Raw genomic sequence first — 23281 nt, 5'->3', positions numbered from 1 at the left:
CGTCGGCGCGCTGCGGGTTGCTGCGTCATCGCGATCCCTCGTGTTCTGGTCGGCCGATGGTCGACGTACGGCATGCGGCAAGAGCTTGCAGAGTCTTGCACAAGTGTCCCCTTACCCGCTCAGCCGCACCAGTACTGGGTTTCGCGGGGGTCGAGGAGAGGTCACGGACGGGTAACTCTCGGGCGGTCTTGCAGTTTTTTGCAGCAAGGACTTTCGCCGCGCTTGCATCGCTGTTACGTTCGGCGACGCCCGGCGGACGCAACGGCGCAGTCGGCAAGTCGACAGGGCGGCGGACGGGACCGCTGCCCTGCACCTCACGGGCTTTCACCCTCAAGGAGAACTCATGCGGCGTGGCATAGCGGCCACCGCGCTGGTGGCGTCCATCGCCCTCGCGGCGACGGCCTGCGGCGGCAGCGACAGTGGCAGCGGCAAGTCCGACGGGCCGGTCACCATCACCTGGTGGGACACCTCGAACGCCACCAATGAGGCGCCCACGTACAAGGCCCTGGTCGCCAAGTTCGAGGCGGCCAACAAGAACGTCAAGGTCAAGTACGTCAACGTGCCCTTCGACCAGGCGCAGAACAAGTTCGACACCGCCGCCGGCTCCAAGGGCGCCCCGGACGTGCTGCGTTCGGAGGTCGGCTGGACCCCCGCCTTCGCGAAGAAGGGCTACTTCCTGCCGCTGGACGGCACCGAAGCCCTCACGGACCAGGCCAAGTTCAAGTCGAACCTGATCACGCAGGCCCAGTACGACGGCAAGACGTACGGCGTGCCGCTGGTCACCGACACCCTCGCGCTCGTCTACAACAAGGCCCTCTTCAAGCAGGCCGGCATCACCCAAGCGCCCACCACCTGGGACGAGTTGAAGACCGACGCGGCGACGATCAAGGCCAAGGCCAAGGTCGACGGCTACTGGGGCTCCACCCAGGCCTACTACGCGCAGACCTTCCTCTACGGCGAGGGCACCGACACCGTCGACGCCTCCGCGAAGAAGATCACCGTCGACTCCGCCGCCGCGAAGAAGGCCTACGGCACCTGGCTGAGCCTCTTCTCCGGCACCGGCCTGCACAAGGCCGACACCACCGCGGACGCCTACGCCCACATCCAGGACGCGTTCGTCAACGGCAAGGTCGCCGCGATCATCCAGGGCCCGTGGGAGATCACGAACTTCTACAAGGGCTCGGCCTTCAAGGACAAGTCCAACCTCGGCATCGCCACGATCCCGGCCGGCTCCACCGGCAAGTCCGGTGCCCCGACCGGCGGTCACAACCTCTCGGTCTACGCCGGCTCGGACTCCGCGCACCAGAAGGCGGCCCTGAAGTTCGTCAACTTCATGACCTCCGCGGCCTCCCAGTCGACGATCGCGCTGAAGAACTCGACGCTGCCGACCCGCGACGACGCCTACACCGCCGCCGTGAAGTCCGACCCGGGCATCGCCGGCTTCCAGGGCGTCCTCGGCGCCGCCCAGCCGCGCCCGGCGCTCGCCGAATACAGCTCCCTGTGGGGCCCGTTGGACACCGAACTGCCCAAGGTCGCCGGTGGCAAGGAGTCCCTCGACAAGGGCCTCAGCAACGCCGAGCTGGCGATCGCCAAGCTGGTCCCGGACTTCAGCAAGTAGCCCCGAGTGGCCGTCGGATCCGCCAGATCAGGAACTGGGGGGACGGATCCGACGGCCATCGGCCTGAGCCGCCGTAGCCCTCGACTTGCCGTACCCGCTTGAACTTCCAGAAGGTGTCGAACGAACCATGACAGTCGCCATCGACCGCGCGACCGGCAAGCGCCACGGTGACCGCGCACCCCGGCCCGGCCCCGGCAGCCGCCTCAAGTACGCCTACCAGAAGCACTGGTACGCGTACGCGATGATCATCCCCGTGGTCGTCGTGCTCGGCGTCCTCGTGCTCTACCCCCTGGTGTACGGCCTCTACTTGACGCTCACCGACGCCGACAGCCTCAACACCGCGCGCACGATCGGCGTCAACCACATCGACGCCACCTACAAGTTCATCGGGCTCGACAACTACAAGGACATCCTGTTCGGCCCGACGTCGTACGACCGCTTCTGGTCGCACTTCATCTGGACGATCGTCTGGACCGGGCTCTGCGTCGCCCTCCACTACACGGTCGGCCTCGCGCTGGCGCTCCTGCTGAACCAGAAGCTGCGCGCCAGGACCCTCTACCGGCTGATCCTGATCCTGCCGTGGGCCGTCCCCACCTTCGTCACGGTGTTCGGCTGGCGCTTCATGCTCGCCGACGGCGGCATCATCAACTCCGCGCTGCACAGCCTGCGTCTGCCCCAACCCGACTGGCTGGAGAGCACGTTCTGGCAGCGGTTCGCCGCGATCATGGTCAACACCTGGTGCGGTGTGCCGTTCATGATGGTCTCGCTGCTCGGCGGACTGCAGTCCATCGACACCTCGCTCTACGAGGCCGCCGAGATGGACGGCGCGAGCCCCTGGCAGCGCTTCCGCTACGTCACTCTCCCGGGCCTCAGGTCGGTCAGCTCCACCGTCGTCCTTCTCGGTGTGATCTGGACCTTCAACCAATTCGCCGTGATCTTCCTGCTGTTCGGCAACACCGCACCCGACGCCCAGATCCTCGTCACCTGGTCGTACTTCCTCGGCTTCGGCCAACAGCCGCGCGAATTCGCCCAGTCGGCCGCCTACGGCATCCTGCTGCTGGCCATCCTGATCGTCTTCACCTCCTTCTACCGCCGCTGGCTGAACCGCAATGACCAACAGCTCGCGATCTGAGGCAGGAGTCCCCATGAGCACCACCACACCCGAACGGACCCGCCGCCGGGGCGAGTTGAGCCGCGCCGGCACCCTCGGTTCGCACGGCATCCTCATCGTCGCGAGCCTGATCGCGCTCTTCCCGATCGCCTGGCTGGTCTTCCTGTCGCTCGGCCCGGACTCGGACGACTATCTCCACCCGGGCGGCATCTGGAAGAAGATGACGTTCGACAACTACTCGTTCGTCCTCCAACACACCGGATTCTTCGACTGGTTGAAGAGCTCGCTGATCGTCTCGCTCGGCACCACGGTCATCGGCGTGACGATCGCGGCCAGCACCGGTTACGCCGTTTCGCGCATGCGCTTCCCCGGCTACCGGAAGTTCATGTGGGTGCTGCTGGTCACCCAGATGTTCCCGATAGCGGTACTCATCGTGCCGATGTACCAGATTCTGGCCGACCTGCAGCTCATCGACAGCTACCTTGGTCTCATCCTCGTCTACTGCTCGACCGCCGTGCCCTACTGCGCCTGGCTGCTCAAGGGCTACTTCGACACGATCCCGTTCGAGATCGACGAGGCCGGACGCGTCGACGGGCTGAACCCCTTCGGCACGTTCCTGCGACTGATCCTGCCGCTCGCCAAGCCGGGTCTGGCGGTCGCCGCGTTCTACAGCTTCCTCACGGCTTTCGGTGAGGTCGCGTTCGCCTCGACGTTCATGCTGTCCGACACGAAGTACACGTTCGCGGTCGGGTTGCAGACGTTCGTGAGTGAGCATGACGCGCAGCGGAACCTGATGGCTGCGACGGCTGTTCTGATCGCGATACCGGTTGCCGCGTTCTTCTACCTGGTGCAGAAGAACCTGGTGACCGGCCTGACAGCAGGCGGAACAAAGGGCTAGTGAAGCGCCCCGAAAGGGGCGCGGGGAACTGCGCGCCCAGCCCCCACAAAGCCGCACCCAAAACCCGAGGCGGCCGTGACGTCCATCCGACCCCGCTGACGTCACGGCCGCCTCGCCCCCCCAACTCCCCATGACCAAAACCCCGTTACGTACCAAGGACGCCATGACTCAGCAGCACTCCGTCATCGCCCCCGCACCGACCCCCGCCAAAGCCAAGCGCGGCGACTGGTGGAGAGACGCGGTGATCTACCAGGTCTATCCGCGCAGTTTCGCCGACAGCAACGGTGACGGCATGGGCGACCTGGAGGGCGTCCGCGCCCGGCTTCCGTATCTGGGGGATCTCGGGATCGACGCCGTGTGGCTCAGCCCGTTCTACGCCTCCCCGCAGGCGGACGCCGGCTACGACGTCGCCGACTACCGTGCCGTGGACCCGATGTTCGGCAACCTGCTCGACGCCGACGCGTTGATCAGGGACGCCCACGGGCTCGGCCTGCGCATCATCGTCGACCTCGTCCCGAACCACTCCTCGGACCAACACGAGTGGTTCAAGCGGGCGTTGAGGGAGGGCCCCGGCTCGCCGCTGCGGGAGCGCTACCACTTCCGCCCCGGAAAGGGCGAGCACGGCGAACTCCCGCCCAACGACTGGGAGTCCATCTTCGGCGGCCCGGCCTGGACCCGGGTCACCGAACCCGACGGCTCGGCGGGGGAGTGGTACCTGCACCTCTTCGCGCCCGAGCAGCCGGACTTCAACTGGGAACACCCCGCCGTCGGGGACGAGTTCCGCTCGATCCTCCGCTTCTGGCTGGACATCGGGGTCGACGGTTTCCGCATCGACGTGGCCCACGGCCTCGTGAAGGCGGAGGGGTTGCCCGACCTCGGCTCGCACGAGCAGCTCAAGCTCCTGGGCAACGATGTCATGCCGTTCTTCGACCAGGACGGCGTGCACGACGTGTACCGCCAGTGGCGCACGGTCCTCGACGAGTACGCGGGCGAGCGCATCTTCGTCGCCGAGGCGTGGACCCCGACCGTCGAGCGCACGGCGAACTACGTCCGCCCGGACGAACTCCACCAGGCCTTCAACTTCCAGTACCTGTCGACCGATTGGGACGCGGGCGAGTTGCGTACGGTCATCGACCGCACCCTGGAGGCGATGCGCCCGGTCGGCGCCCCCGCGACCTGGGTCCTCTCCAACCACGACGTCACCCGGCACGCCACCCGCTTCGCCAACCCGCCCGGCCTCGGCACCCAGATCCGTCTGGCGGGGGACCGGGAGCTGGGCCTGCGCCGGGCTCGCGCCGCGACGTTGCTCATGCTGGCGCTGCCCGGATCGGCGTACATCTACCAGGGCGAGGAACTCGGCCTGCCCGACGTCGTCGACCTCCCGGACGAAGTCCGCCAGGATCCCGCCTACTTCAGGGGCGCGGGCCAGGACGGCTTCCGGGACGGGTGCCGGGTGCCGATCCCGTGGACGCGTGACGGATCGTCATACGGCTTCGGCAGCGGGGGCAGTTGGCTGCCGCAGCCGGACGGCTGGGGCGAGTTGAGCATCGAGGCGCAGACCGGGACGGCCGGTTCGACGCTGGAGCTGTACCGGGCCGCGCTCGCCGCCCGTCGCACCCAGCCGGACCTCGGCGCGGGCGACTCGGTGGAGTGGCTGCGGGCGCCCGAGGGCGTACTCGCCTTCCGGCGTGGGGAGTTCGTGTGCGTGGCGAACACGAGCGGGGAGTCGGTGACGACCTCGGCGTACGGTCGTCTCCTGCTGGCGAGCGGTGAGGTGACCGAGGCGGCGGGCGAGGCGAAGCTGCCGGCCGACACGACGGCGTGGTGGACCACCACGCCGTAACTCCCCCTAACTCTCCCAACTCCGCCTCCGTCACGGGAAGTTCTTGCAGCAACTTCACACGGCCCGCTGCCCTTTTGGGCGGCGGGCCTCTAACATCTGGGCGACTGCAAGGTTTCCACGGTGTTTCAGCAAGAACTGTCAAGAACCTTCAACGGAGAAGGAACCCCACATGGCCAACAGCAGATCACTTGCAGGAGCTTGCGCCCTCGCCGCCGCGACGGCCCTCCTGGTGCCCGGCACCGCACATGCCTCCCCTCCCGGCACCAAGGACGTCACCGCCGTCCTCTTCGAGTGGAACTTCGCCTCGGTCGCCAAGGAGTGCACCAACACCCTCGGCCCGGCCGGTTACGGCTACGTCCAGGTCTCCCCGCCCGCCGAGCACATACAGGGCTCGCAGTGGTGGACGTCGTACCAGCCGGTGAGCTACAAGATCGCGGGCCGGCTCGGCGACGCGACGGCCTTCAAGAACATGATCGACACGTGTCACTCGGCGGGCGTGAAGGTCGTCGTCGACACGGTCATCAACCACATGTCGGCGGGCAGCGGCACCGGCACGGGCGGTTCGTCGTACACGAAGTACAACTACCCCGGCCTGTACTCCTCGTACGACATGGACGACTGCACGTCGCTGGTCAGCGACTACACGAACCGCGCCAACGTCCAGAACTGCGAACTCGTCGGCCTGGCCGACCTGGACACCGGCGAGGAGTACGTCCGCGCCACCATCGCCGGCTACATGAACACCCTCCTCGGCTACGGCGCCGACGGCTTCCGCATCGACGCGGCCAAGCACATCCCGGCGACCGACCTCGCGAACATCAAGTCCCGCCTGACGAACCCCTCCGCGTACTGGAAGCAGGAGGTCATCTACGGCGCCGGCGAGGCCGTCCAGCCCACCGAGTACACCGGCAACGGCGACGTCCAGGAGTTCCGCTACGCCTACGACCTCAAGCGCGTCTTCAACAACGAGAACCTCGCCTACCTGAAGAACTACGGTGAGGGCTGGGGCTACATGAGCAGCTCGGTGGCGGCGGTCTTCGTGGACAACCACGACACGGAGCGCAACGGCTCGACCTTGAACTACAAGGACGGCGCCAACTACACCCTGGCCAACGTCTTCATGCTCGCCTACCCCTACGGCGCCCCGGACATCAACTCCGGCTACGAATGGTCGGACGCGGACGCCGGACCGCCCAACAACGGCGCGGTGACGGCCTGTTGGCAGGACGGCTGGAAGTGCCAGCACGCCTGGCCGGAGATCAAGTCCATGGTCGCCTTCCGCAACGCGACCAGCGGCCAGTCCCTCACCAACTGGTGGGACGACGGCAACGACGCGATCGCCTTCGGCCGCGGCAGTAAGGGCTACGTCGCCATCAACCACGAGACGTCGTCGGTGACGCAGACGTACCAGACGTCGATGGCGGCGGGCACGTACTGCAACGTCCAGAACAACACGTCGGTGACCGTGAACTCCAGCGGGCAGTTCACGGCGACGCTGGGTTCGAACACGGCGTTGGCGATCTACGCGGGCAAGTCGAGCTGCTGATCCCGGTGTTGGACGGCGGCGGCGCGAGGGGGCACGTCGCCGCCGCCCGGACCGTGGGGGATCAGGAGTTGATGGTGATGTGCTTCGCCAGGGCCGTCACGGCGAGGTCGCCGTGGTCGACCCACTGGGGGAGGGCCAGGGTCTTGTGCTGGGTGGAGGCGGGCGGGGTGATCTCCAGGTAGGCGGCGTGGACCGCGCCCGAGGTGCCCGTGTTGGCGTGGGTCCAGGCGACGACGGCCTCGGCGCTCTCGCCGTCCTTGAGGGTGAGGGTCTTCTTGCCGGGGTTGTGCGCGTACCAGGTGTTGCCCCAGGTGGTGTGGGTCGTGAGCTTCTTGTGGGCGGAGTTCTCCAGGCCCAGGCCGGGGTAGCCGCGCAGCGCGCAGGTCTTGCCGCTGAGGTTGCGCAGCCGGATGACGACACCCTCGTGGTTCATGCCACCGGCGAGCTGCTGGCCGTAGGTCGCCTTGAGCGCGGCGGCCGAGCAGGTCGGCGTCGCCTTCGCGGTCGCCGTACCACTGGAGGTCGCGGCGTTCGCGGTCCCCGCCCAGCCCGCGAGCGCCAGGCCGACGACGGCGCCCAGGCCGATCATCGTGCGCCCGAGCTTGCGGTCGGCGCGGCGCCGGTGCTTTGCGGTGGCGGTGGCGGTCTGGTCGGTGGTGTTCAGGTGCTCGTTCACGGTCATGGTCCCCACTCCTGCTTCGCGGGCCGTGGTCTGCGGCCCGCACCGTCCTTCTGTGCCGTACACAAGGTTCGATGCGCGGTACGGCGGTTTTGTTCGCGGGAGAAGGTAAGAGAATCCACGGGCCGCCGTGGGGTGGTCCGCGTGACGTCAGCGGACGCGTGGTCGGCACCGCCGTAGCCCGGGAGCCGGCCTGCCGGTGACGAGTTCGTCCGCGACGAGTCGTCCGACCGTGGGCGCCAGGGTGACGGCGGAGTGCATGACGGCGACGTAGACGGACCGGTCGTGTGCCGCGTATCCGATCACGGGGCCGTGCGCGGGGATGGGGCGGCTGCTGGTGCGATGGCTCAGGAGACGGCATTCGTCGCTTCCCCGGAAGGCCGTCCGCAGGTGCTGGAACGCGTCTTGAGTGGCCTGCTCAGGCTTTCCCGCTGCGGCGCCAGCCTGCGGCACGACCAGCAGGAGGTGGCCGTCCCGTACCTCTCGGACCTCGAAGTCGGGGCTCGCCACGATGGTCCTGACCAGGCCCGGGGGTGCTGTGACCCGCGCGAGGGTGGCCGGGGAGGCGGCCATGGTCAGGTCGACCGGCAGGCGCTCGCACAGTTGGGGGACGGCGGTTCCGGCCGTGAGGACGACGGTGGCGGCGGGGTGGAGCCCGGCCGATGTCAGGACTCCCTCGACGTGCCCGTCGGTCACCCGCAAGGAGGTGACCGGGGTGTTGTGGAGCACGGTTGCTCCGTGGGCGGCGGCGGCTTCAACGAGTGCGCGGGACAAGGCTGTTGGGTCGACGCCCGCGTCGCTCGGGGTGTGGACGGCCTGGTCGGGCGGGTGCCGGAGGTTGGGCTCCAGGGCCGCGATCTCGCTCCGCCCGACGCGGAACCGGCCCGGCCCCAGTCGTAAGTCAGCGGCAGGCACGTCGGCCCAGGACAGTGAGCCGGTCCGTCGGACGGTGACCTGGGGCAGCTCGTTCTCGAGGCGCCGGTAGTCCGCCAGGACGTACTCCCGGAGATCCCGTGCTCCACCGGGCCAGTGCCCGCCCGAGCCACCGATCCAGGCGAAGGAGTTCCCGGTGACTCCGGTGGCCGGTACGGGGCCTTGGTCGAGCAGCGTGACCGGGACGCCTCGACGGGCCAGGTGGTAGGCCACCGAGGAGCCGATGATTCCCGCACCGACGACGACAACGGCTGACATGAGGTCCTCTCCGACAGGTCGACGACCGTTCAGGCTGCGGCCGTAGAACTACCTTCGGGCCCGGCCGGTCGCATCGGGGTGGCTGTGTCAGCTTCAGAGGGAGTCGCCCCGGACCGCTGCTTCGCGCTTGGCTCTTGCTGCCATGAGTGAGGCTCTTGACCCTCACGTGGCGTCAGGCCGCATAGTCGGTGCCGTGGAGGATCACTGGACCGTGGGACGCGTGGCCGAGCTGGCCGGCGTGAGCGTTCGCACGCTGCATCACTATGACGAGATCAGGCTCGTTCAGCCGTCGGCGCGGACCGCGGCCGGATACCGGGCTTATTCGGCGGGCGACGTGGAGCGGCTGCGGGAGGTGCTGGCCTATCGGCGGTTGGGCTTCGGGCTGCGGGAGGTCGCGGAGCTGGTCGGGGACCCGTCCACCGACGCGGTCGCGCATCTGCGCCGGCTGCGCGGCCTGCTGCTGGAGCGGCGTGATCGCGCCGACGCCATGGTGGCGGCCATCGACAGGGAACTCGAGGCACGGGCGAAGGGACAGATGGTGACGCCGGAGGAGCAGCTGGAGATGCTCGGTGCACGGCTGTACGACGCGATCGGCGGCGCTTACACCGCGACACGGCGTACCGAGCCGCGGATCGCCGCGCGGATCTGGGACGCGCTCGGGGACGCGCGGACGGTGCTGAACGTCGGGGCCGGCACCGGCTCCTACGAGCCCGCTGATCGCGACGTGACCGCGGTGGAGCCATCGGCGGTCATGCGGGGGCAGCGGCCTGCCGGCTCGGCGCCGTGCGTGGCCGCCGCCGCGGAGAGCCTGCCGTTCGAGGACCGGTCCTTCGACGTCGCGATGGCCGTCTCCACCGTTCACCACTGGGGTGACCCGATGACAGGGCTGCGCGAGATGCGGCGCGTGGCCCGCCGCGTGGTGGTGCTCACGTTCGACACCGACGAGCCCGGATGGCAGGACCGGTTCTGGCTCACCCGTGACTACCTGCCCGAGTTCGCCGCCGTCCTCGCGGGATTTCCCTCGCTTGCCGGGATGGCCGGCGCGATCGGCGCCCGCGCCGAGCCGGTGCCCATCCCGTGGGACTGCGCTGACGGCCTGTTCGAGGCGTACTGGCGCCGACCGGGGGCGTATCTGGAGGATCACGTGCGCCGTGCGATGTCGGTGTGGACGAGGGTCGGGCCAGAGGCCGAGCAGCGCGCGGTGCGAAGCCTCAGCGACGACCTCGACTCCGGCCGGTGGGCCGAGCGCAACAGCGACCTCGCCGGCCTCGACGCGGCAGATCTCGGCCTCCGCCTGCTCATAGCGTGACCCGTGTCGCAGGTTCAGCGTGACGGCGGCTCCTGATCGGCCCGCCGGTGCTCGACCCAGCGGGCCTGGCGGATCCGCTCAGTGGCTCGCGCTCCGCCGGACGCTACTCGGTGCGCAGCGCCGTGGCCGTACGGGCCTTGGCCGCCCAGCCGGCCGGAACAAGCGCGCCCAGCACCGCGATGACGACCCCGCCCATCCCCAGCAGGACCAGCTGGGCAGGGCCGTAAACACCGAGGACCGAAGACGGCATACGGGTGCCTACGGCACGCCCCATCGCCGGCATGACGACGTGGTGCAGCGCGTACCCCGCCGGTACGCCGATCAGCCCGCCGACCACGCCGATCGCGGTCACCGGGGCGAGCACCAGGCTGATGGTCTGCCGCGGCGACATGCCGATCGCCTTGCAGATGCCCAGGTCGTGGATGCGTTGCCGGGTGTCCAGGACGACGGAGTTGAGCACGCCGAGGCCCGCTACGGCGACCAGCATGAGGGTGAGCAGCACCGCCATCGCGTCCATGACGAGGATGACGCCCTTCTGCTCCGAGGGCGGGACGGTCGTGGCGTCGCCGCCCAGAGGCCGTACCACCGCCGCGAGCTTCGCCGCGAACTCGTCGGCCGAGACGCCGGACTTCACGTCGGCGAGAAAGGTACTGGGCTCGGCCGAGGGGAAGTTGGCCATGTCAGCGTGGATCTCCAGCTCATTGCCCGAGGTGTCGAAGGACTCACCGACGATCCGCAGGTCGGCGGTCTCCTTCTCGTAGGTCACCCGCACCGTGTCACCGACCTTGGTGCCGGTCCGTTCCAGGAAGCGTGAAGGCACCACGACCTGCCCCTTGCCGGTGATCCAGTGCCCGGAGAGCAGGTCGTAACCGCCGGAGCGGGAATCCCCTTCGTAGAGGTCGGCCCGGACCGAGCCGGAGACCCCGGCCACGGCGACCTCGGTCTGGAGCTTGCCGTAGTACGACTTCAGCCCCGCCTCGGACTTGAGGGCGGCCCGCACCTTCGCCGGATCGGCGACCTCGGGCCTGGACGTGCCGGCCGTGATGCCGCTGACGGGGGACGGGCTTGCCGCGTCGTCCACCGTGGGAGGCTCCGGCCGCGCGGGAGGAGCGATGTCGTCCAGCTCGACCGTCGTGACCGTGACCGCGGCACGGCTCTCGGGATCCTGCGAGGCGCCGACCGCACTCAGGGACGATGTCAGGCCCACCGCGAAGGTCGCCGCGACCGTGCCGAACGCGACCGCGAGCAGCATCGCGAGGGCACGCACCGGATGCGTGAAGGGGGTGGCGAGGCCGTAGGTCACCGGCCGAGGCAGGGGCAGCCGTCCCAGCACCCGGTGCGCCCACTGCCCGCGCCCCGTGTGCGGTGCCCGGCCGACCGCGATGGCCTCGACCGTGTGCAGGCGTCCGGCGCGCAGTGCCGGGACCAGCGCCGCGAGTCCCACGACGAGCAGTGCGGCGACCGGCACCGCGACATCCACCCACCAAGCCGCCGACAGCGAGACGGTGCCGTACATCTCCTGGGTGTCCGCCAGCAGCGGCACCGCCAGGAGGTTGCCCAGTACGACGCCCACGGCGATGCCGGCACCGGCCGGGATCAGGGCCTGGGCCACGTAGGCGCGGACGATCTCGCGCGGGGTGAAGCCGATGGCCTTGAGGATGCCGATCCTGCGCAGGCCGGTGCCGACCGCACCGCTGATCACACTGCTGACGATGATCACCGACATCACGATGCCGAGCACACCGAAAGCCGTCACGAACGGGACGGTCGCCGCCGCACCCTGATCAGCGGCGCGCTTGGTGTCCAGCCAGGACCGGGTACCCAGCAGCGCCCCGGACTTCACGGAGGCGGCGAGCTTCGCCCGGTCGGCGAGGATCTGCTCCTTCGTGCTCGCGGAGTCGAAGCGGTAGAGCATCTGACTCGTGACGGGGTGGCCCTGCGAAGCCAGCGCGTCGACCTGCGCCGAGGTCGCCCAGGCGTCGGCGGACCCGCCGGCCGACACGGCGAAGCCGACGACCGTGAGGGTCGGGGCGTCGGCGGCGTCCGAGGCCTTGAAGGTGGAGCCGATCTCGACGGAGGGGCCCTCGAACGACGTGCCGAGCACGATCTCGCCCGGCTTCCGCGCCCACCGACCGGACTTCGGTTCCACGCGGTCCACGGCACCGTCCGGACCGGACCGCCCGACCAGGGTCAGCGTCGGCATTCGGAAGCCCGACCGGTCCACCGGGCGGAACGCCGTGGACGGGTACGGCCCAGCGCTCGCCGTGACCCCGGCCAGCTTCCCGGTCTCCGCCAGCCGCGTCGCACTCGCCTTGGCCGGATCGAACTGTGCGGTGATGTGCGCGCCCCGCTGCTTGTCGAAGGCGTGGTCGAAGGGGGCGGTCGCGGCGACCATGAGCGACCCGGCAACCACGGCCGAGGCCACGGCCATCATCGCGGCCACGGCGATCACCACTGTCTGCACCCGCCGCCGGCCCACCCCGGAGCGTACGACCCGGCCCAGCGCGCCGGTACCGAACAGGTTCATCGGACGGCCCGCGCGTACGAGTCGAGGGCGACCTGACCGTCGACCAGGTGGATCGTGCGGCTCGCGCACGCCTCCGCCAGCGTCAGGTCGTGCGTCACCAGCACGATGGTCTGTCCCCCGCGGTGCAGATCCATCAGCAGATCGCGGACGTCGTGGCCCGAGGCGGTGTCGAGCGCGCCGGTGGGCTCGTCGGCGAGCAGCAGCGCGGGCCGGTTGATCAACGCCCGGGCGACCGCGACCCGTTGGCGTTCACCTCCGGACAGTCGGCCCGGGTAGGCGCGGGCATGTCTCTGGATGCCCAGCATCTCCATCAGCTCACCCGAGCGGGCCGCGGCCTTGCGCCGGCTGGTCCCGATCAATTGGGCCGGGAGCCGGATGTTGTCGGTGACAGTGAGGTCGTCGAGAAGATTGAAGAACTGGAAGACCATGCCGACGTGTTCGCGACGGAACCTGGCCAGGGCGTGCTCGCTCAACCGGTCGATCCGTCGCCCGGCCACGAACACGGCTCCATCGGTCGGCTTGTCCAGGCCGGCGACGAGGTTCAGCAGCGTGGACTTGCCGCTCCCGGAAGGGCCCGTCACGGCAAGGGCCTCACCCTCGGCGACGCTGAACGTGAGCGGTCCGAGCACCGGCGCGCCGGCGCTGTCGTAGCGCTTCACCGCACCCTCCAGCTCGATCACTTGACGCATACGAGGTGTCCGTCCTTCTCGGTCGCGAGGCACATGCCGTTGTCGGCCCCGCGAACCTAGAGGCCGCCGCGTACGGGGCGCGTCGGCCGCGGAACCGACAACAGGCCCTTCCTGCGGAGGATTCGGCCGCGGAGTCATCCCTGAGAAGTAGGCCTCTTGGGCAATGCCCTGGCCGCACAGGCGGACGCGGGCCGGGCACAGAGCGCAGCACAATGCACGGGTGGAGACGGAAGACCGGCGCAGCCGGCATCAGCGACTCGTCGACGCGCTACGTCCGGAGGCGAAGGCCGCCCCGCTGTCACGGCGAGCGGTGCGCGCCGATGTGGTGCTGGCGTTGGCGCTGACCGTCATCGCCCTGTTCGTGGCCGTGCGGTATCCCGGCGACGGGCCGGTGAACATCAACCCGCCCACGGTGGACGTCGGGACCGGGATCCCGGCCCCGCCCTCGCCGCCCGGCCCTGGTCACGTGCCCGTGAAGGAAGAACCCTCCTCCGTGCCCTGGGCCCTGGTCGTCCTGTCGACGCTGCCGCTGGCAGCCCGGCGCCGGTATCCGCTTACCTTGTTCGTGGTGGTGCTGGGCGCGGCACTGGCCATCGGCAGTTCCGCCTCCTGGATCACCGTCCTCGCCTGTGTCATCGGTGCCTACAGCGCCGTCGTACACAGCCGTTACCGGATAACGGCGATCGCCGTCCTGGTGATCGCCGCCGCGCTGTCCGCCTTCACTTTCCGCCACGCGGAACCCTTGCTCCCCGGATGGTCCAGCCCGGGATTCGTGCTCCTGGTGGCCGGGATGCTGGCCAGCCTCGTCCGCTTCCTGCACCTGCGGCTGGCCTCCAGCCGGGACCGGATGACAGAACTGCGGGCCGCTCAGGAGGAGGCCACGCGCCGCGCCGTCGAAGAGGAGCGTGCCCGCATCGCCGCCGAACTGCACGACGTCGTGACCCACAATGTGAGCGTGATGGTGATCCAGGCAGGCGCGGCCCGCAAAGTGATGGACAGGGAACCCGGGCAGTCCAAGGAGGCACTGCTGGCCGTCGAGGCGGGCGGCCGGGCCGCTATGGCCGAACTGCGCCATGTGATGGGCCTGTTGGCCGCCCCGGACCACGAGAGGCCCGACGGCCTGGAGCCCCAGCCCGGGCTCGCACAGCTCGACGCGCTCGTCGCACGCGTACGCGCCGCCGGTACGCCCGTGAGCGTCGAGGTGTCGCTGCCACCGGAGCCGCTGCCACCCGGGATGGACCTCGCGGCGTATCGCGTCGTACAGGAGGCGCTGACCAACACGATCAAACACGCGCGCGGCGCGCAGGCGTCCGTCGCCATCGGATACACCGACGACGGGCTGGAGATCGAGATCACGGACACCGGCGGCGCCGAGGAGTCCCCGCCCGCGCAGAGCAACGGCCGTGGCCACATGGGGCTGCGCGAGCGGTTGGCCGTCTATGAGGGCGAGCTGACAACCGGGCCGACAAAGGCCGGCGGATACCGGGTCACGGCCCGTATCCCGCGGAGCACCGAATGACCACGGACCAACCACCGCTGCGCGCCGTCATCGCCGACGACCAAGCCCTCGTACGCACCGGCTTCAGGATGATCCTGGCCGCAGACGGCATCGAAGTGACGGCCGAGGCCGCCGGCGGGGCCGAGGCTGTCGCAGCGGTTCGCCGTACGCGGCCCGACGTCGTCCTCATGGACATCCGGATGCCCGAGATGGACGGCATCGAGGCCACCAGGCGCATCATCGGCGACGCCGGCCCGGCCGGAACGCGGATCATCATCCTCACCACATACGACCTCGACCACTACGTCTACGCCGCCCTCACGGCCGGTGCCAGCGGTTTCCTGCTCAAGGACGTCACCCCCGAACATCTGGTCTCCGCCTTACGCCTGGTGCAGACCGGCGACGCTCTCCTCGCGCCCGCCATCACTCGTCGGCTGATCGAGCGGTTCGCCCATCACGACGAACCGCAGACCATCGCCGCACACCGCGATCTGTCCGGCCTGACCCCGCGCGAGCTCGAGGTGCTCCGCCTGCTCGCGACGGGCCTCAGCAATGCCGAACTCGCTTCCCGGCTGTTCCTCAGCCCGACCACGGTCAAGAGCCACGTCGGCCGCATCCTGTCGAAGCTGGACCTGCGCGACCGTGTCCAGGCCGTCGTCTTCGCCTACGAGACGGGTCTGATCGCCCCGGGCCGTGGCGCCTAGCTCAGGCGTATGCCCAGCGCTACCCGGGTCGCCGCCGTCAGCACGCGTCCGAGTACCTCTTTGGGGACGGGCTCCTCAGCCGTCCCGCCGTGACGACAGAAGGCGGTCGATCGCAGCCTTCTCGTAGTAGTCCGTCCCCCCGACCATGACGTGCCTGCGCGGCGCGTCCTTCCGGCTCAGCAGGGTCCGCACCCGCTCGCGTCGCTGCTCGGCCGTTCCGTCGTGGCCGGACTGTGCCAGCAGATCCGCGATGGCGTTGCGGGCGATGAGCCCGTGACGGGGCATCAACTGCCGTGCGGCTTCGGCGAGATAGGTCCGTGCCACGGTGTGGGCGACGCCCAACTCGTACGCGAGCCGCGTCGTGGTCAGGTCCTCCGGGCCGGCCAGCGCCGCCTCCAGCCGGGCGACGACTTCCGGGACACGTCCGTACGCGCGCCGCTCCGCGTACCCCGGGCGCTCGGTGTCGTACCAGAGGAACCACTCGGCTACGGCCGCCGCGTCCCGCTTGTGTCCTACGGCTCGTGGGAACGGCCTGACCGGGTGGTTCTCGTAGGACTTCGCCAGGTTGCTGACGGCGCCGGGCGTCACCCCGCGCCGCCTCGCGATGTCGGCCCATCCCCACTGCTCGCCGGGGGCATGGCTCAGGCGCCGGGGTTCCGCCGCCAGCCGCGGGCCGGTGCGCAGGACAGCCGTGCCGGGCCTGGGCTCGAAGAGGTTCCGGCGGACCAGGGTCAACGCCGCCTCGCGCTCGATGAGTTGGGCGTTGTGCGGGCCCGTGCGGACGCGGGAGGGGGCGAGGGGGTCTTCGGTCAGCCAGTTCCGGACCGTCTTCTCCGCGACCCCGGCCAGCTCCGCCACCTGCCTGCGGGTGACCCAGGGGTCGCTCAGCGCGGCGAGCCGCTGCTCGAACTGTTCTCGCGTCGTCGTCATCCCTTTCATCGTCCCGCTCCGCCTCAACGGCACCCGCACGGGGTCCCGTTGAGGCCGGGCGCGCAGAGCCCCTACTCGTCGTACGGCCGCATGACGGTGAGCATGTTGAACAGGACCGTGTGCATACGGCTCACGAGTTCGGCGGGGACCTCGGTCGTCCGGGTGTTGCTGCCGTCCCGCTCGGTGACGGTGATGAGGGCGCCGCCGGGGTTGTCCAACTCCTCCTGGTGGCGCGGCAGGTGGGCCAGCTCGCCGATCAGCCGGGACAGCGACCTCGCCGTGACCTCCCCCTCGGGTGCCGGTGCGGTCGGCCGGCGGTGGCCGTCGTGGCGCAGGCCCGCCTCCGTGACGTAGCGGGCGACGTGCTTGGCCATCAAGTGGACGTCGGGGCCGCCGGTCGGGGCGCCGGAATCGTGGTCCTGCGAAGCCGAAGCCGAAGCCGAAGCCGGAGGTGGAGCCGAGTGGTAGACGACCGTGGATCTGTCGCCGGGGCCCTTGTGCCGGACGAGCCAGCCGGTCACCTGGGACAGCTGCGGAGGGAGCGACTCGGGTGCCCCGACGATGAGTTGGGTGCCGTCGGCGAGGTAGACCCGGATCAGATGGCAGCCCCCGCCGGTCGTCACGATCGCCGCGTCGAGGCCGTTGCTCCGCAGCGCGTCCAGCACCGGTCCGTACTGCGGTCCGGTCAGGCCGGGAGCGCGCGCGTAGCCGAGGATCGCCCCAACTACCGGCTGCGGGGCGGCAGTCCACTCCAGGTACCCGCACTCGTTCGTCCGGGTCCCCAGGAACGTACGGCGCTGCCAGAACAGCCGGGGCTCGCTCCCGCCCCGGCTGGGTCCGAGGATCAACTGGTCCCTGCAACCAGGCAGGTTGACGACGATCTGGCCGTCGTCGGTCAGGGCGGCGTCCAGCGCCTCCGCTCTCAGCGCCTCCACCAGATGGGATAACTCCATCACAGGCTCCATCAAAGGCTCCATCAAGGCTTTCCTCTCGCATGCCCTTGGTTGCCTAGGTAAATCTATTGACCAAGGGTGGTGAACCGGACGGCCCGGAGCGGATCGTGTCCTACCCGGAGGCGTGTCGCGGGTGACGGCCGTGCCGAGGGGTGAGGCCCGGGCCCGTGTTCCGCGATGTGCAACAGGTACGGCCTGTAGGACGGGTTGCCGGAGTGATCGGTTCCAGACCGTTCCGGTAGGGAACCGCCGGGACCGCTGCTGAAAGTTCTTTCCATCGCTTTCACGACTCTTGCTGCAACCCTTGCGTCGGCGATACGGTCTCGCCGGGGTCGGACCCGAACTGAGCCGTAATCGCAAGGAGTTCACGCCTGTGATACCGAGATGGCCCGCGCCCGCGCCCCGCACGCGCCGCACCGAGCGACGGAGAAGGGCCACGGGCGTCATCGTCGCCGCCCTCCTCGCGGCCTTCGTCCAGCCCCTCGCCGCCCACGCGGCCGCCCCGCCCGCACCCCCGTCCGACGCCAAGCTGGCCGCGACGCCCGCCCGGCACGACGACACCCGCGAGCAGTTCTACTTCGTGATGCCGGACCGGTTCGCCAACGGAGACACCTCCAACGACCAAGGCGGGCTGACCGGTTCACGTCTCAGCACCGGCTACGACCCCACCGACAAGGGCTTCTACCAGGGCGGCGACCTCAAGGGTCTGACGAACAGGCTCGACTACATCAAGGGCCTCGGCACCACCGCCATCTGGATGGCCCCGATCTTCAAGAACCAGCCCGTGCAGGGGACCGGCGCCGACGCCTCGGCCGGCTACCACGGTTACTGGATAACGGACTTCACCCAGGTCGACCCGCACTTCGGCACCAACAAGGACCTCGCGACCCTCATCTCCAAGGCCCACGCCAAGGGCATGAAGGTCTTCTTCGACGTCATCACCAACCACACCGCCGACGTCGTCGACTACGAGGGCAAGTCCTACGACTACCTCTCCAAGGGCGCCTTCCCGTACCTGACCAAGGACGGGCAGCCCTTCGACGACGCCGACTACGCGGACGGCAAGAAGACGTTCCCCAAGGTCACCACCGCGTCCTTCCCGAAGACCCCGACCGTCCCCGCCGACAAGGCGAACGCGAAGGTCCCGGCCTGGCTCAACGACCCGACGATGTACCACAATCGGGGCGACTCGACCTACGTCGGCGAGAACGCCACCTACGGCGACTTCTCCGGCCTGGACGACCTGTGGACCGAACGTCCCGAGGTCGTCAGCGGCATGGAGAAGATCTACGAGAAGTGGGTCCGCGACTTCGACGTCGACGGCTTCCGCATCGACACCGTCAAGCACGTCGACATGGACTTCTGGACCCAGTGGGCCACCGCGCTCGACAACTACGCGGCCCAGCACGGCCGGAAGAACTTCTTCATGTTCGGCGAGGTCTACTCCGCCGACACGTCGGTCACTTCGCCGTACGTCACCCAGGGCCGCCTGGACGCCACGCTCGACTTCCCCTTCCAGGACGCGGCCCGTGCCTACGCCTCCCAGGGCGGCAGCGCGCAGAAGCTCGCGAGTGTCTTCGGCGACGACTACAAGTACACGACCGACAAGGCGAACGCGTACGAGCAGGTCACCTTCCTCGGCAACCACGACATGGGCCGCATCGGCTACTTCCTCGATCAGGACAACCCCAAGGCCACCGACGCCCAACTCCTCGCCAAGGACAAGCTCGCCAACGAGTTGATGTTCCTCAGCCGCGGCAACCCCGTCGTCTACTACGGCGACGAACAGGGCTTCACCGGCTCCGGCGGCGACAAGGACGCCCGGCAGACGATGTTCGCGTCGAAGGTCGCCGACTATCTCGACGACGACGAGATCGGCACCGACCGTACGGCCGCCAGTGACTCCTACGACTCAACTGCCCCGCTGTACAAGCAGATTGCCGCTCTCTCGAAGCTCCGCAAGGACAACCCCGCCCTCACCGACGGCGTCCAGACCGAGCGCTACGCGGCCGACGGCGCCGGTGTCTACGCCTTCACGCGGACCAGCGGCAGCGCTGAGTACGTCGTCGCCCTCAACAACGCCGACACCGCGAAGACGGTCACCTTCGCGACCGGTTCGCCGGACATGAAGTACCGCGGGATCTACGGCACTTCGGCCACCGCGACGAGCGGCGCCGACAACAAGGTCACCGTCACCGTGCCCGCCGGTACCGCGATCGTCCTCAAGGCGGCAGGCGCCCTGGCCAAGCCCGTCACCAAGCCCACGATCACCCTCAAGGCCCCGGACGCCGGAGCCGCCGGCACCGTCGAGTTGAGCGCCGACGTCACCGGCGGCCAGCTCGACCGGGTCGTCTTCGCCGCCCAGACGGGCAACGGCAAGTGGCGGACGCTCGGCTCCGCCGACCACGCCCCGTACAAGGTCACGCAGGCGATCGGGAAGGACGTACCCGCCGGAACCGCCCTGCGCTACAAGGCAGTTGTCGTCGACTCGACCGGACGTACTGCGAGCGCGACGGCCGCCTCCACCACCGGCACCCCGCCCGTCGAAGCGATCCCCACCGCCTCCTCCCGCGACTACGCGATCGTCCACTACAAGCGCACCGACGGCGACTACGCCGACTGGGGCCTCTACGCCTGGGGTGACCTCGCCGACGGCGAGGCGACGACGTGGCCCGCGAGCCATCCCTTCGTCGGCCGCGATGCCTACGGCGCCTTCGCCTACGTCAAGTTGAAGCCCGGCGCGACGAACGTCAGCTTCCTGGTGATCGACAAGGACGGCAACAAGGACGTCACCGCCGATCGTTCGATCGACGTCGCGCAGACCGGTGAGGTGTGGATCGAGCAGGGCAAGGAGGCCGTACAGACACAGCGGCCCGACTACCCGGCGCAGGACACCACCAAGGCCGTCATCCACTACCACCGCGCCGACGGTGACTACTCCGGCTGGGGGCTGCACGTCTGGACGGGTGCCGCGAGCCCCACGGACTGGTCGAGCCCGCTGCAGCCGGTGAAGACCGACGCGTATGGCGCTGTCTTCGAGGTACCGCTCACCTCCGGTGCCACCAGCCTCAGTTACATCATCCACAACGGCGACGAGAAGGACCTCTCCGCCGACCAGTCGCTGGACATCAAGACCAACGGCAACGAGGTCTGGCTCTTGAACGGCCAGGAGAAGTACCTCCTGCCACAGCCCGCCGGGAGCGCGGCCGCCCTCGACCTGACCACCTCCAAGGCGGTCTGGATCGACCGGAACACGGTCGCCTGGAACGGCTCCGACGCGGCTGCCTCCACCCAGCTCGTGTACTCCCACGACGGTTCGATCGCCGCGAAGGGCGGCGCGCTGACGAGTGACGACGAGCGGTGGCTGCGGCTGTCCAAGACCACGCTCACCGATGCTCAGAAGGCCAAGTTCCCGTATCTCAAGGACTATTCGGCCTGGTCCGTCGACGCGCGTGACCGGGGACGGGTGAAGGAGGCCCTGGACGGGCAACTCGTCGCCACCCAACGGGCCGTCAACGGGGCCGTGTTGGCCGCCACCGGCGTGCAGATCGCCGGCGTACTCGACGACCTGTACGGCTCCGCGACCAAGGCCGACCTCGGCCCCACCTTCCACAACGGCCGTCCCACGCTGGCCGTTTGGGCGCCGACCGCGCAGAGCGTGTCCCTCGATCTCGACGGGTCGCTCAAGAAGATGAGCCGGAACGCCACCACCGGCGTCTGGTCCGTCACCGGTCCGGCCTCCTGGAAGAACAAGCCGTACCGGTACGTGGTGAAGGTGTGGGCGCCGACCGTCCAGAAGGTCGTCACCAACGAGGTCACCGACCCCTACTCGGTCGCCCTCACCACCGACTCGAAGCAGAGCCTCGTCGTCGACCTCGCCGACAAGTCCCTTGCCCCGAGCGGCTGGTCGAGCCTGAAGAAGCCGAAGGCGGTGCCGCTGAAGGACGCCGAGATCCAGGAACTGCACATCCGGGACTACTCGGTTGACGACAAGACGGTGCCGGCCGCCGACCGGGGCACGTATCTCGCCTTCACGGACAAGAACAGCGACGGCTCGAAGCATCTGCGCGAACTGGCCAAGTCCGGGACGTCGTACGTGCATCTGCTGCCCGCCTTCGACATCGCCACCATCCCGGAGAAGAAGTCCGAGCAGTCCACCACCGACTGCGATCTCGCCTCCTACGCCGCAGACTCCGAGCAGCAGCAGGCGTGCGTGGCGGCCGTCGCCGCGAAGGACGCCTACAACTGGGGTTACGACCCGTACCACTTCACGGTTCCGGAGGGTTCGTACGCGACCGACCCGGACGGCACCGGTCGTACCGTCGAGTTCCGCAAGATGGTCAAGTCGCTGAACGAGGACGGCCTTCGGGTCGTCATGGACGTGGTCTACAACCACACGGCGGCCAGCGGGCAGGCGGACTACTCGGTCCTGGACAAGATCGTGCCCGGCTACTACCAGCGGCTGTTGGCCGACGGCAGCGTGGCCACCTCCACCTGCTGTGCCAACACGGCCACCGAGAACGCCATGATGGGCAAGCTCGTCGTCGACTCCGTGGTCACCTGGGCCAAGGAGTACAAGGTCGACGGCTTCCGCTTCGACCTCATGGGGCACCAGCCCAAGGCCAACATCCTTGCCGTACGCGAGGCGTTGGACGCGCTGACCCTCGCGAAGGACGGCGTCGACGGCAAGAAGATCATCATGTACGGCGAGGGCTGGAACTTCGGCGAGGTCGCCGACGACGCCCGTTTCGTGCAGGCCACGCAGAAGAACATGGCCGGCACGGGCATCGCGACCTTCTCCGACCGGGCCCGTGACGCCGTACGCGGCGGCAGCCCCTTCGACGAGGACCCGGGGGTGCAGGGCTTCGCGTCCGGGCTCTACACCGACCCCAACTCCTCCACGGCGAACGGCACTTCGGCCGAGCAGAAGGCCCGCCTCCTGCACTACCAGGACCTCATCAAGGTCGGCCTGAGCGGCAACCTCGCGAAATACCACTTCACCGACACCGACGGGAAGGACGTCACCGGCGCCGAGATCGACTACAACGGCGCTCCCGCCGGATACGCGGACGCGCCCGGCGACGCCCTCGCCTACGTCGACGCGCACGACAACGAGTCGCTGTTCGACGCGCTGACCTACAAGTTGCCCGCCACGACGAGCGCCGCCGACCGGGCCCGGATGCAGGTCCTCGCGATGGCCACCGCCACCCTCTCGCAGGGGCCGTCCCTCTCCCAGGCCGGTACCGACCTGCTGCGTTCCAAGTCACTGGACCGCAACTCGTTCGACAGCGGTGACTGGTTCAACGCGATCCACTGGAACTGCGCGGACGGCAACGGCTTCGGGCGGGGGCTGCCGATGGCGGCCGACAACGCGTCCAAGTGGCCGTACGCGAAAGGCTTGTTGACGTCCGTGAAGGTGGGCTGCGGGCAGATCGACGGGGCCTCGGCCGCGTACCAGGATCTGCTGAGGATCCGTACGACCGAGCCCGTCTTCTCGCTGGGCACGGCCGGGCAGGTGCAGTCGGAGATGTCCTTCCCGCTGTCCGGGAAGGACGAGACGCCCGGGGTGATCACCATGGAACTCGGTGATCTGGTGGTCGTGTTCAACGCGACGCCGAGCAAGCAGGAGCAGAAGGTCGGCTCCCTCGCGGGCACCGGTTACCGGCTGCACCCGGTGCAGGCGGCGGGCGCGGACGGCACCGTGAAGTCGGCCTCTTACGCGAAGGTTTCGGGCACCTTCGTCGTTCCGGGACGCACTGTGGCGGTATTCACCCGGACACCCTGA

The 23281-nt window shown here is 69.0% G+C and carries 15 protein-coding genes; 9 read left to right on the top strand and 6 right to left on the bottom strand.

Going from position 1 to position 23281, the window contains the following annotated elements; translation table 11 throughout:
• Window positions 1–343 precede the first annotated feature (343 nt).
• From OO69_RS31415 to OO69_RS31395, 5 genes are all read left to right on the top strand, one after another.
• A complete protein-coding gene (locus OO69_RS31415) occupies window positions 344–1618 on the top strand; it encodes an extracellular solute-binding protein (protein ID WP_033284231.1) in 1275 nt (424 codons plus the stop codon).
• 127 nt (window positions 1619–1745) lie between these two features.
• Window positions 1746–2750 (top strand): carbohydrate ABC transporter permease, encoded by a 1005-nt coding sequence (locus OO69_RS31410; RefSeq protein WP_033284230.1) that lies wholly within the window; start codon window positions 1746–1748, stop codon window positions 2748–2750.
• Window positions 2751–2763: 13 nt separating this feature from the next.
• A complete protein-coding gene (locus OO69_RS31405; protein ID WP_033284229.1) occupies window positions 2764–3627 on the top strand; it encodes a sugar ABC transporter permease in 864 nt (287 codons plus the stop codon).
• 163 nt (window positions 3628–3790) lie between these two features.
• On the top strand, window positions 3791–5470 hold the full coding sequence (locus OO69_RS31400) for a glycoside hydrolase family 13 protein (protein ID WP_033284228.1): 1680 nt from the start codon (window positions 3791–3793) through the stop codon (window positions 5468–5470).
• A 169-nt stretch (window positions 5471–5639) separates the two neighbouring features.
• Entirely contained in the window at window positions 5640–7016 is a 1377-nt protein-coding gene (locus OO69_RS31395; protein ID WP_078652641.1) for an alpha-amylase, read from the top strand.
• A 61-nt stretch (window positions 7017–7077) separates the two neighbouring features.
• Here OO69_RS31395 and OO69_RS31390 read toward each other — a convergent pair whose 3' ends face one another.
• Window positions 7078–7698 (bottom strand): DUF4232 domain-containing protein, encoded by a 621-nt coding sequence (locus OO69_RS31390; RefSeq protein WP_033284227.1) that lies wholly within the window; start codon window positions 7696–7698, stop codon window positions 7078–7080.
• Window positions 7699–7845: 147 nt separating this feature from the next.
• Window positions 7846–8886, bottom strand: coding sequence for an NAD(P)/FAD-dependent oxidoreductase (locus tag OO69_RS31385; RefSeq protein WP_033284226.1), 1041 nt, complete (start codon window positions 8884–8886; stop codon window positions 7846–7848).
• Window positions 8887–9097: 211 nt separating this feature from the next.
• On the opposite strand from OO69_RS31385, the gene OO69_RS31380 reads away from it, so the two are divergent.
• A complete protein-coding gene (locus OO69_RS31380) occupies window positions 9098–10195 on the top strand; it encodes a MerR family transcriptional regulator (protein ID WP_033284225.1) in 1098 nt (365 codons plus the stop codon).
• Between the two features lie 103 nt (window positions 10196–10298).
• On the opposite strand, the gene OO69_RS31375 is transcribed toward OO69_RS31380, so the two are convergent.
• Together OO69_RS31375 and OO69_RS31370 are read right to left on the bottom strand one after the other, a co-directional pair.
• A complete protein-coding gene (locus OO69_RS31375; RefSeq protein WP_033284224.1) occupies window positions 10299–12722 on the bottom strand; it encodes an ABC transporter permease in 2424 nt (807 codons plus the stop codon).
• A complete protein-coding gene (locus OO69_RS31370) occupies window positions 12719–13411 on the bottom strand; it encodes an ABC transporter ATP-binding protein (RefSeq protein ID WP_051801305.1) in 693 nt (230 codons plus the stop codon). Before OO69_RS31370 ends, OO69_RS31375 begins: the two co-directional genes overlap by 4 nt.
• Before the next feature lie 220 nt (window positions 13412–13631).
• On the opposite strand from OO69_RS31370, the gene OO69_RS31365 reads away from it, so the two are divergent.
• Together OO69_RS31365 and OO69_RS31360 are read left to right on the top strand one after the other, a co-directional pair.
• A complete protein-coding gene (locus OO69_RS31365) occupies window positions 13632–14930 on the top strand; it encodes a sensor histidine kinase (RefSeq protein ID WP_033284223.1) in 1299 nt (432 codons plus the stop codon).
• Window positions 14927–15613 (top strand): response regulator, encoded by a 687-nt coding sequence (locus OO69_RS31360; RefSeq protein WP_033284222.1) that lies wholly within the window; start codon window positions 14927–14929, stop codon window positions 15611–15613. The genes OO69_RS31365 and OO69_RS31360 overlap by 4 nt, the downstream gene beginning before the upstream one ends.
• 75 nt (window positions 15614–15688) lie before the next feature.
• Here the strand turns inward: OO69_RS31360 and OO69_RS31355 are convergent, their stop codons facing one another.
• Complete coding sequence (locus OO69_RS31355; protein ID WP_033284221.1) at window positions 15689–16543, bottom strand: hypothetical protein; 855 nt, start codon at window positions 16541–16543, stop codon at window positions 15689–15691.
• 71 nt (window positions 16544–16614) lie between these two features.
• Window positions 16615–17496 carry a hypothetical protein gene (locus tag OO69_RS31350; RefSeq protein ID WP_158713443.1) on the bottom strand — a complete coding sequence of 294 codons (882 nt, stop codon included), beginning with the start codon at window positions 17494–17496 and terminating at the stop codon, window positions 16615–16617.
• Between the two features lie 373 nt (window positions 17497–17869).
• On the opposite strand from OO69_RS31350, the gene pulA reads away from it, so the two are divergent.
• A complete protein-coding gene (gene pulA / locus OO69_RS31345) occupies window positions 17870–23281 on the top strand; it encodes a pullulanase-type alpha-1,6-glucosidase (RefSeq protein ID WP_033284219.1) in 5412 nt (1803 codons plus the stop codon).

It is taken from the genome of Streptomyces sp. NRRL F-525, from assembly GCF_000716605.1.
Taxonomy (GTDB): Bacteria; Actinomycetota; Actinomycetes; order Streptomycetales; family Streptomycetaceae; genus Streptomyces.
The sequence above is the reverse complement of the archived record's forward strand: the minus strand, read 5'-3'. Positions and strand labels throughout refer to the sequence as shown.

Coding starts and splice junctions, on each gene's coding strand:
- OO69_RS31355 (WP_033284221.1), bottom strand. CDS start 16,543: ATGACGACGACGCGAGAACAGTTCGAGCAGCGGCTCGCCGCGCTGAGC.
- OO69_RS31400 (WP_033284228.1), top strand. CDS start 3,791: ATGACTCAGCAGCACTCCGTCATCGCCCCCGCACCGACCCCCGCCAAA.
- OO69_RS31405 (WP_033284229.1), top strand. CDS start 2,764: ATGAGCACCACCACACCCGAACGGACCCGCCGCCGGGGCGAGTTGAGC.
- OO69_RS31410 (WP_033284230.1), top strand. CDS start 1,746: ATGACAGTCGCCATCGACCGCGCGACCGGCAAGCGCCACGGTGACCGC.
- OO69_RS31360 (WP_033284222.1), top strand. CDS start 14,927: ATGACCACGGACCAACCACCGCTGCGCGCCGTCATCGCCGACGACCAA.
- OO69_RS31385 (WP_033284226.1), bottom strand. CDS start 8,886: ATGTCAGCCGTTGTCGTCGTCGGTGCGGGAATCATCGGCTCCTCGGTG.
- OO69_RS31395 (WP_078652641.1), top strand. CDS start 5,640: ATGGCCAACAGCAGATCACTTGCAGGAGCTTGCGCCCTCGCCGCCGCG.
- OO69_RS31390 (WP_033284227.1), bottom strand. CDS start 7,698: ATGACCGTGAACGAGCACCTGAACACCACCGACCAGACCGCCACCGCC.
- OO69_RS31370 (WP_051801305.1), bottom strand. CDS start 13,411: ATGCGTCAAGTGATCGAGCTGGAGGGTGCGGTGAAGCGCTACGACAGC.
- OO69_RS31350 (WP_158713443.1), bottom strand. CDS start 17,496: ATGGAGTTATCCCATCTGGTGGAGGCGCTGAGAGCGGAGGCGCTGGAC.
- OO69_RS31375 (WP_033284224.1), bottom strand. CDS start 12,722: ATGAACCTGTTCGGTACCGGCGCGCTGGGCCGGGTCGTACGCTCCGGG.
- OO69_RS31415 (WP_033284231.1), top strand. CDS start 344: ATGCGGCGTGGCATAGCGGCCACCGCGCTGGTGGCGTCCATCGCCCTC.